This is a genomic window from Actinosynnema sp. (assembly GCF_052038725.1).
Window position 1 is genome coordinate 1 of sequence record NZ_JBQGCX010001264.1, and the last position, 9,613, is coordinate 9,613.

A 9,613-nucleotide genomic window follows, 5' to 3' on the forward strand; every position below is an offset into this window, starting at 1 on the left:
GACCCCGTTATTTAAGCCTACCAGCGCCGTTGGTACTGCACTCGTGCGGGTGTGGGAGTGTAGGCCGCCGCCCAAAATTTTTCCCCGGTGGGGCGCCCGGTTTTCCGGCCCCCCCACAGGGCTTTTCTGCGTTCTGAGGAAAATGCGGTGGAGAACACGCCGAGGACCGGCGTGAAGTGGTCCGGGCGCCTGGGGGCGCGGGTCAGGACACGCGGCGCAGGAGGGTTCTGAGGATCGTCGCCTCCGGGGCTCCCGCGGACTCGTAGCCCGCCGCAGCGGCGTCCCAGAGGGCCCGTGCGGCCCTGGGATCGCCCGCTGCAGCTCTCAGGTCACCGAGGAGGTGGTCGGCCTGGGCCGCGAGCAGGCGCCTTCCCGAGGCCGCCCCCGCTGCCGCGGCGCGGTTCGCGGTGTCCAGCGCGCGGTCCAGTTCGCCGAGGTCCAGCTCGATCCGGCCCAGCAGCACCAGGACGTCGCCCTCGGGCAGCCGCAGCCGGTAGGCCGCCGCGCCCTCCAGGGCACTCCGCGCCGCCTCCTCGGCCTCCACCAGGCGGCCCGCCGCGTGGTGCGCCGTCGCCAGGCCCCTGCGGGCGGCCACGATGCCCCACGGGTAGCTGATCTCCTCGGCGATGCCCAGCGCCTCGGTGTGCCGTCCCGCGCCCTCCACGAGCCGCCCCGCGCCCACCAGGGCCTGCCCCAGCACGTTCTTCGCGTCGCAGCGGCCCTTCAGGTTCTCCCGCTCCTGCGCGAACTCCAGCGCCCGACCCGCCTCCGCGATGGCCTCCGCGTACCGGCCCCGCGCCAGGTGCGCCTGCGCCAGCCCCTCGTGCGGGATGTGCGCGAAGCTCCGCGCCCCGGCCAGCCCGTACAGCTCGCCCGAGCGCTCGAACAGGTCCGCGGCCCGCGCGGGCGCGCCCCTGAGCAGCTCCACCTCGGCGAGCGCGTGCAGCGCGTCCGCCTGGGTCATCCAGACCCCCAGGCGCCTGCCGACGTCCAGCGCGCCCTCGAAGCACGCCGCGGCCCGGTCCAGCTCGGCCAGCTGGAGGTACACGCCGCCGAGGTTCAGCTGGGTGATGCCCTCCTGCTGGGGCGCGCCGATCTCCCCGGTGATGGCCAGCGCCCGCTCCAGGTGCTCGGTCGCCCGCTCCAGCTCGCCCACGTCGATGTACACGGCCCCCAGGTTCGCCAGGACCTGCGCCCGCGCCCTCGGCCACGCCCCGCCGCGCTCCTGCACGCCCACGGCCGCCAGGAAGTGGTCGACGGCCACCGGGTGCCTGCCGAGCGACCAGTACAGGACCCCCAGCGACGACAGCATCGCCGCCTCGCCCACCGGGTCCCGCGCGGCCCGCGCCGACGCCAGGCCCGCGCCCGCCGCCGCCCGCCACTCCCCCGGCAGCGCCGCCAGGTAGAAGTCGCGGCGCAGCGCGACCCCCAGCTGCCAGCAGTCCTCGTGCGGCGGGCGCGCGGCGGCGTGGGACACCAGCGCCACCAGGTTCGCCCGCTCCGCGTCCAACCAGGCCAGCGCCTCGGCGGGCGAGTCGAACCGCCTCGGCTCCACGCCCGGCACGTCCGAGGCGCGCGGGTGGCGCACCAGGGTGCTCTTGAGCGCCTCGGTGGCGGCGTCCACCGACCGGATCGACCAGTCCAGCAGCCTGCGGAACACCCGGTCCCTGCCCGCCTCGCCGTCCTCGGCCGCCAGGCGCTGGGCCGCGTAGTCCCTGAGCAGGTCGTGGAACTGGTAGCGGCCCGGCGCGGGCCGGTCGACCAGGTTCACCGTGGCCAGCCGGTCCAGGCGCCTGCGCGCCTCCGGGACGGGCCGGCCGCCCAGCGCCGCCGCCAGGTCCGGGGTGAGGTCGCCGGGCGCCACCGCCAGCAGCCGGAACAGCTGCGCCAGCTCCGGCTTGAGGGCGGCGTACGACAGGTCGAACGCGGCCTGCACGGCGGCCCGCTCGTCGCCCTCCACGCTCAGCGCCGCCAGCCGGTTGCCCGCGCGCAGCTCCTCCACGTACCCGGCGACGGTGGTCCCCGGCCTGCTCAGCACGTTCGCGGCGGCGATCCGCAGCGCCAGCGGCAGGTGCGCGCACAGCGCCACCAGCTCGCCGGTGGCGGCGCGCTGGCCGCCGACCACGTCCGCGCCGAGCACCCCGGACAGCAGCGCCCTGGCCTCGCCGTCGTCGAGCACGTCCAGGCGCACGTTCGTGGCCGCGTGGCTGACCGCCAGGCCGCGCAGCGCGTCCCGGCTGGTCACCAGGACGGCGCAACCGGGGGAGCCGGGCAGCAGCGGGCGGATCTGCTCGGCGCTCGCCGCGTCGTCCAGCACCACCAGCACCCGCCTGCCGGTCAGCCGGGAGCGGTAGAGGGCCTCCTGCTCGTCCGGGTCCAGCGGCACCGACTCGGGGGCGACGCCCTGGGCGCGCAGGAACCTCGGCAGCACGTCCACGGCGCTCAGCGGCGGCCCCTGGGCGTGTCCGCGCAGGTTCACGTACAGCTGGCCGTCCGGGAAGTCCCCGCGCAACCGGTGCGCGGCGTGCACGGCGAGGGCGGTTTTACCTACTCCGGGTTGCCCGGACAAGGTGACGACCGGCACACCGTGTGATCTGCGCAGCAGTGTTTCCACGAGGTGAACCGAGTTCGAGCGCCCCACGAAGTCCCCGGCGCCCGCCGGGAGCTGGGACGGCGCGACCGGTTCCGGACCGCTCTCCGCCCCCTCCGGACCAGGGGCGGGACCGCCCTCGTCGGCCAGCACGGCCCGGTGCACGCGGCGCAGCTCCCCGCCGGGGTCGATGCCCAGCTCCTCGGCCAGGAGGGCGCTCACCCGGTCGTACGCGGCCAGCGCCTCGGCCCGCCTCCCCGAGCGGTGCAGGGCCACCACGAGCTGCGCCCACAGGCGCTCCCGCAGGGGGTGCTCGGCGGTCAGCGCGGTCAGCTCCGGCACCAGCTCGGCGTGCCGCCCGAGCGCCAGGTCGACCTCCGCGCGGCGCTCGCGCGCGTGCAGCCCGCGCTCGGTCAGCCGGGGCGCCTCGTCGCGGTGCAGCACCGCCGACGGGACGTCCGCCAGCGCCGGTCCCCGCCACAGCTCCAGGGCCGCTGCCAGCGCGGACGAGGCCTCGGCGAGCCGTCCGGCCGCCTGCTCGCGGTCGCCGAGCGCGAGCAGCTCGTCGAACCTGGCGGCGTCCACCGCAGCGGCCGGGACGTCCACCAGGTAGCCGTCCGGGACGGTCCGGATCGGCACCTCCGGGCCGAGGACCTGGCGCAGCCGCATGACGTAGGTGTGCAGGGTCTGCCTGGCCCGCGCGGGCGGCCGGTCGCCCCACACGTGCTCGGCCAGCTCGTCCACCGAGACCGGTGATCCCGGCCGGGTCAGCAGGGACGCCAGCAGGCACCGCTGCCTGCCCGCGCGCACCGCGACGTGCCGCCCGCCGACCACCACCCGCAGCGGTCCGAGGACGCCCAGTTCGAGCTGCTCGCCCACCGGGTCCCCCCTTCCCGCCGAGGTGCTGGTCACCGTCCGTTCTACAGCGTAGGAGAGCGTTTGCCCGACCCACGGTGATCACGCCGGGTCAGCGGACGTGCGCCGGACGTACGACAATCAACTGCCACGTGGCCGGATCGTGACCTCGGCCGGTCTAGAAGGTTGTGAGGACCGGTTATCGTCCGTGACCACACCGTGAGATCCCGGAATTCCCATAGGGGTGTGTTTGATGGTTCATTCCCGATCGGCCCAGCGACGCTGGGTGGCTGCGATCGGTCTCACCAGTGCCGCCGCGCTCGTCCTCACCTCCTGCGTGCAGTCCGAGCGCAGCCAGGACTCCGGGACCGGCGGCGCCGCGGGCGGGACGTTCACCTTCGGGGCCGCGGGAGCCCCGAAGCTGTTCGACCCGATGTTCGCGACCGACGGTGAGACCTTCCGCGTCGCCAGGCAGATGTTCGACGGCCTGACCACGTTCAAGCCCGGCACCGCCGAGCCCGCTCCCTCGCTGGCCAAGGAGTGGTCGAGCACTCCCGACGGCCTCACGTGGACGTTCAAGCTCGAGACGGGCGTGAAGTTCCACGACGGCACCGACTTCAACGCCGAGGCCGTCTGCTTCAACTTCGACCGCTGGTACAACCTGAAGGGCGACGCGCAGTCCGACGCCGTCTCCCAGTACTACGTCGACAACTTCGGCGGTTTCTCCGACAAGCCGGAGACGTCGCTCTACAAGAGCTGCGCCGCCGAGGGCGCCGACACCGCCGTGGTCACCCTGACCAAGACGACGTCCAAGTTCCCGGACATCCTGGGCCTGCCGTCGTTCTCCATGCAGAGCCCGAAGGCCCTGAAGGAGTTCAACGCCGACGACGTGAAGGCGCAGGGCGACAGCTTCGTCTTCCCGGCCTACGCGAACGAGCACCCGACCGGCACGGGCCCGTTCAAGTTCGGCAAGTACGACAAGGCGAACAACGTCGTCGAGCTCGTGCGCAACGACGACTACTGGGGCGAGAAGACCAAGCTGGACAAGCTGGTCTTCCGGATCATCCCCGACGAGACCGCCCGCAAGCAGGCGCTGCAGTCCGGTGACATCGACGGCTTCGACTTCCCGAACGCCGCCGACTGGGACAGCCTGAAGAGCGGTGGCTTCAACGTCGAGGTCCGCCCGGCGTTCAACGTCTTCTACGTGGGCATCAACCAGAAGCGGAACCCGAAGCTCCAGGACCTCAAGGTCCGCCAGGCGCTGCTGCACGCGATCAACCGCGAGCAGCTGGTCAAGTCCCAGCTGCCCGAGGGCGCCGAGGTCGCGACCCAGTTCATCCCGAAGACCGTGGGCGGCTACGCCGACGACGTGCAGAAGTACGAGTACTCGGCGGAGAAGGCCAAGGCGCTGCTCGCCGAGGCGGGCGCGTCCGACCTGACGCTGAAGTTCTACTGGCCGTCCGAGGTCACCCGCCCGTACATGCCCAACCCGAAGGACCTCTACGGCGCCATCGCCGCGGACCTGCAGGCGGCGGGCATCAAGGTGGAGGCGGTCACCAAGCCGTGGAACGGCGGCTACCTGACCGACGTCGACCAGGGCGAGCAGGCCGACCTGTTCCTGCTCGGCTGGACCGGCGACACCGGTAGCGCGGACAACTGGGTGGGCACCTTCTTCGGCAACCCGGCCAACCGCTTCAACACCGGGGCCTCCGCGTGGGGCGCCGACCTGGCCACGCAGCTGAAGACGGCTGACGCTGAGCCGGACCGGACCAAGCGGTACGACCTCTACAAGGAGATCAACCGCAAGATCATGGCCGAGTACGTGCCCGCGCTGCCGATCTCGCACTCGCCGCCGGCGCTGGTCGTGAAGAACAACGTCAAGGGCATCACTCCGAGCCCGCTGACCGACGAGAAGTTCGTCGACGTCACGGTCAACTGACCGGACTGACTACCACTCCACCACAGAGACAACGGGGTTGAACCAGTGCTCCGCTACACCATCCGACGGCTGATCCAGCTCGTCGTCGTGGTGCTGGTGCTCTCGTTGCTCGTCTTCTCGTGGTTGCGCGCACTCCCGGGAGGGCCGGCATCGGCCCTCCTGGGGGAGCGCGGCACGGAAGAGTCACGGGCGGCGTTGAGCAAGCAGCTCGGCTTGGACCAGCCGATCTTCGTCCAGTACTTCAAATTCCTGGGCCGCGCCCTCACCGGGGACTTCGGCAACTCGACCGGCGTGCAGCCGGGCGACGCGGTGGTGGACATCTTCCTCCAGCGCTTCCCCGCCACGATCGAGCTGAGCGCCTTCGCCATGCTGATCGCGATCGCGCTGGGAATCCCCCTGGGCTACCTGGCCGCCCGCAAGCGCGGCGGCCTGTTCGACAACCTGAGCGTGGGCGGGTCGCTGATCGGCGTCGCCGTGCCGGTCTTCTTCCTGGCCTACCTGCTCAAGTACCTCTTCGCGTCCCAGCTCGGCTGGCTGCCCTCCGCGGGCCGCCAGTCCGCGGGCATCGACGCGACCCGCGTCACCGGCTTCTTCGTCCTCGACGGCCTGCTCACGCAGGAGTGGGACGCCGCGATCAACGCGCTGACGCACCTGGTCCTGCCCGCGTGCGCGCTGGCCACCATCCCGTTCGCGGTGATCTTCCGGATCACCAGGGCGGCGGTGCTCGACGTGCTGAACGAGGACTACGTGCGCACCGCCGAGTCCAAGGGCCTGCTGGGCAGCGTCATCCGCCGCAGGCACATCCTGCGCAACGCCATGCTGCCCGTGGTCACCACCATCGGCCTGCAGATCGGCGCGCTGCTGGCGGGCGCGGTGCTCACCGAGAAGGTGTTCGCCTTCCCCGGCGTCGGCGAGGCGCTGGCCATCGGGTTCGAGCGCAGGGACTACCCGGTCCTGCAGATGTTCATCCTGGTCGCCGCGATGATCTACGTGCTGGTGAACCTGCTGGTGGACCTGTCGTACGCGCTCATCGACCCTCGGATCAGGGCGAGGTAGCCGCTCATGACCCCCACCACGAAGAAGGAGCGGATCGACGCTCTCGCCGAGAGCTCGGCCTCCGACTCCGGCGTCAGCCTCGCCGCCAGCGCCTGGAAGCGGCTGCGGCGCAGCCCGGTCTTCCTGCTCGGCGCGGTGATCATCGCGCTGTTCCTGGTCGTCGCGGCGATCTCGCCGTGGATCGCCCCGCACGACCCCGCGGCCCGCGACCTGATCGACCAGGTCATCAAGGCCCGCAACCAGATCCCCGGCCCGCAGGAGGGCTACCCCCTCGGCGGCGACCTGGTCGGCCGCGACCTGCTGGCCCGGCTGCTCGTCGGCGCCCAGCAGACCCTGCTGGTCGGCGTGTTCGCCACCCTGATCGGCCTCGCGGGCGGCATGGTGCTCGGCGTCCTCGCCGGCGCGTTCGGCGGCTGGGTCGACTCGCTCGTCATGCGCGTCGTCGACGTCATGCTGTCGATCCCGCAGCTGCTGCTGGCCTTCGGCATCGGCGCGCTGTTCGCCAGGCCCAGCCTGCTCACCGTGATCCTCGCGGTGTCCATCGTGCAGATCCCGGTGTTCGCCCGGCTCCTGCGCGGCTCGATGCTCGCCCAGCGCTCCAGCGACCACGTGCTGGCCGCCACCGCGCTCGGCGTGAAGCCCGGCCCGATCGTGTTCCGGCACATGCTGCCGAACTCGCTCGGCCCGGTCATCGTCCAGTCCACCCTGGTGCTGGCCACGTCGATCATCGACGCGGCGGCGCTGTCGTTCCTGGGCCTCGGCAACCCCGACGACACGATCCCCGAGTGGGGTCAGATGCTCGGCAGCGCCCAGACCGTGATCGACAGCCACCCGCACCTGGCGTTCTGGCCCGCGGGCTGCATCATCGTGATCGCGCTCGGCTTCACCCTGGTCGGTGAGTCGCTGCGCGACGCGCTCGACCCCAAGAACAGGCGGTGATCCCGATGGCACTGCTGGAAGTACGCGACCTCACCGTCGTCTTCGAGCGCAAGGGCGAGCAGCCCTTCACCGCCGTGGACGGGGTCAGCTTCGACGTCGAGCCCGGCCAGACCGTCGGCCTGGTCGGCGAGTCCGGCTGCGGCAAGTCGGTGACCTCCCTCGCGATCATGGGCCTGCTGCCCAAGCGCGGGGCGAGGATCACCGGGTCGGTCGGCTACGAGGGCACCGACCTGCTGAAGCTGTCCGACCGCCAGATGCGCGACCGGCGGGGCCGCGACCTGGGCATGGTGTTCCAGGACCCGCTGTCCTCGCTCAACCCGGTCATCCCGATCGGCCTGCAGGTCACCGAGGTGCTGGAGCGGCACCGCGGGATGCCGCGCAAGCAGGCCATGGTCGAGGCGGCCGACCTGCTGGACAAGGTCGGCATCCCCGACCCGACCCGGCGGCTCTCGGAGTTCCCGCACCAGCTGTCCGGCGGGATGCGCCAGCGCGCGCTGATCGCCATCGCGCTCGCCTGCCGCCCCCGGCTGCTCATCGCGGACGAGCCGACCACGGCGCTGGACGTGACCATCCAGGCGCAGATCCTGGCGCTGCTCAAGGAACTGGTGCAGGACACCGGGACCGCGCTGGTCATGATCACGCACGACCTGGGCGTCGTCGCGGGCCTGTGCGACGAGGTGAACGTGCTCTACGGCGGTCGCGTCGTGGAGAAGGCGCAGCGGCACGAGCTGTTCGGGCAGCCGCGCCACCCGTACACCCACGGCCTGCTGGCCTCCATCCCGAGGCTGGACGCGCCGCGCGGCGAGCGGCTGGTGCCCATCAAGGGCTCGGTCGCCGACAACATCCCGTGGGAGGGCGGCTGCGCGTTCGCGCCGCGCTGCCCGAACGCGCTGGACGTGTGCGTGACGACCACGCCGGAGCAGGAGGACCTCGGCGGCGGCAGGCTGCTGCGCTGCCACAACCCGGTGCGGCCCGAGGTCGCAGAGGAGGTGGGCGCGTGACCGCGGCAGAACCCGTTCAGGCCGAGCGGGCCCCCGAGGGCGACGCCCTCATCTCGATCGAGGGCATCCAGGTCCACTTCCCGATCAAGCGGGGCGTGTTCCTGGACCGCACCGTCGGCCACGTGTACGCGGTCGACGGCGTGGACCTGAGCATCCGCAAGGGCGAGACGTACGGCCTGGTCGGCGAGTCCGGCTGCGGCAAGTCCACGCTCGGCAGGGCCGTGCTGCGGCTCACCGAGCCGACCGGCGGCCGGGTCGTGTTCGACGGCACCGACCTGTCCACGCTCAAGGGCGAGTCGCTGCGCACCATGCGGCAGCGGATGCAGATGGTGTTCCAGGACCCGATGTCCTCGCTGGACCCGCGCCAGTCGGTCGAGTCGATCCTGGTCGAGGGGCTGCGCGCGCACGGGCTGGACAAGGGCAAGGAGGCCACCGGCAAGCGCCTGCGCGAGCTGCTGGCCGCCGTGGGCCTGCCGTCGACCTCGCTGCGCAAGTACCCGCACGAGTTCTCCGGCGGCCAGCGCCAGCGCATCGGCATCGCCCGCGCGCTGGCGGTCGAGCCCGACCTGATCATCGCCGACGAGCCGGTGTCCGCGCTCGACGTGTCGGTGCAGGCGCAGGTGGTGAACCTGCTGGAGGAGCTGCAGGAGAAGCTGGGGCTGACCTACCTGGTGATCGCCCACGACCTCGCGGTCGTGCGGCACATCGCCGACCGGGTCGGCGTCATGTACCTGGGCGGGATCGTGGAGGAGGCGAGCTCGGACGGGCTGTACGCCGAGCCGCTGCACCCGTACACCAGGGCGCTGCTGTCGGCGATCCCGGTGCCGGACCCCGTGGTGGAGGACCGGCGCGAGCGCATCCTGCTCAAGGGCGACCTGCCCTCGCCCGCCAACCCGCCGACCGGGTGCCGCTTCCACACGCGGTGCCCGTGGCGGCAGGCGACCAGGTGCGACACCGAGCGGCCCGCGCTGCGCGAGGTGCTGCCCGGCCACCGGGTGGCCTGCCACTGGGCGGAGGACATCCGCTCCGGGGCGATCAAGCCGCACGAGGTCGAGACGGTGCTGGTGGAGGAGGACGGGATCTCCCCGGACGTCCCGCTCGTCGGGCCCGCCTCGGTCACCGAGGTGCTGAACCCGTAGGCGCTGCCGTGAAGTCGGCCCGGGTGGGGGGCGAGGGGCCCCCCCCCCGCATTTTTAGAGGGCCCCCCCGGCCCCAGGTGCACCGGGCCCCCCG

General features: G+C 72.3%; 6 protein-coding genes. 5 read left to right on the forward strand and 1 reads right to left on the reverse strand.

From position 1 onward, the window contains the following. Nucleotides 1–202 precede the first annotated feature (202 nt). Nucleotides 203–3,502, reverse strand: coding sequence for a BTAD domain-containing putative transcriptional regulator (locus ACTUAL_RS26665; protein ID WP_440902175.1), 3,300 nt, complete (start codon nucleotides 3,500–3,502; stop codon nucleotides 203–205). A 196-nt stretch (nucleotides 3,503–3,698) separates the two neighbouring features. Here ACTUAL_RS26665 and ACTUAL_RS26670 point away from each other — a divergent pair, with 196 nt between their 5' ends. Genes ACTUAL_RS26670 through ACTUAL_RS26690 form a run of 5 tightly spaced genes read left to right on the forward strand, consistent with a single transcriptional unit; the run spans nucleotide 3,699 to nucleotide 9,519 of the window. Further along, entirely contained in the window at nucleotides 3,699–5,384 is a 1,686-nt protein-coding gene (locus ACTUAL_RS26670; protein WP_096491072.1) for an ABC transporter substrate-binding protein, read from the forward strand. Nucleotides 5,385–5,429: 45 nt separating this feature from the next. Beyond that, nucleotides 5,430–6,440 carry an ABC transporter permease gene (locus tag ACTUAL_RS26675; RefSeq protein ID WP_096491073.1) on the forward strand — a complete coding sequence of 337 codons (1,011 nt, stop codon included), beginning with the start codon at nucleotides 5,430–5,432 and terminating at the stop codon, nucleotides 6,438–6,440. 6 nt (nucleotides 6,441–6,446) lie between these two features. Next, the gene (locus ACTUAL_RS26680; RefSeq protein ID WP_440902176.1) at nucleotides 6,447–7,379 is read left to right on the forward strand and encodes an ABC transporter permease; all 933 of its coding nucleotides are present in this window, start codon (nucleotides 6,447–6,449) and stop codon (nucleotides 7,377–7,379) included. A 5-nt stretch (nucleotides 7,380–7,384) separates the two neighbouring features. Next, the gene (locus tag ACTUAL_RS26685) at nucleotides 7,385–8,380 is read left to right on the forward strand and encodes an ABC transporter ATP-binding protein (RefSeq protein ID WP_096491075.1); all 996 of its coding nucleotides are present in this window, start codon (nucleotides 7,385–7,387) and stop codon (nucleotides 8,378–8,380) included. A 50-nt stretch (nucleotides 8,381–8,430) separates the two neighbouring features. After that, a complete protein-coding gene (locus ACTUAL_RS26690) occupies nucleotides 8,431–9,519 on the forward strand; it encodes an ABC transporter ATP-binding protein (RefSeq protein ID WP_177154502.1) in 1,089 nt (362 codons plus the stop codon). Nucleotides 9,520–9,613: the final 94 nt, after the last annotated feature.

What these genes read in the sequence shown, in the direction of transcription:
- ACTUAL_RS26685 (WP_096491075.1), top strand. Translation starts at nt 7,385, where the DNA reads ATGGCACTGCTGGAAGTACGCGACCTCACCGTCGTCTTCGAGCGCAAG.
- ACTUAL_RS26680 (WP_440902176.1), top strand. Translation starts at nt 6,447, where the DNA reads ATGACCCCCACCACGAAGAAGGAGCGGATCGACGCTCTCGCCGAGAGC.
- ACTUAL_RS26670 (WP_096491072.1), top strand. Translation starts at nt 3,699, where the DNA reads ATGGTTCATTCCCGATCGGCCCAGCGACGCTGGGTGGCTGCGATCGGT.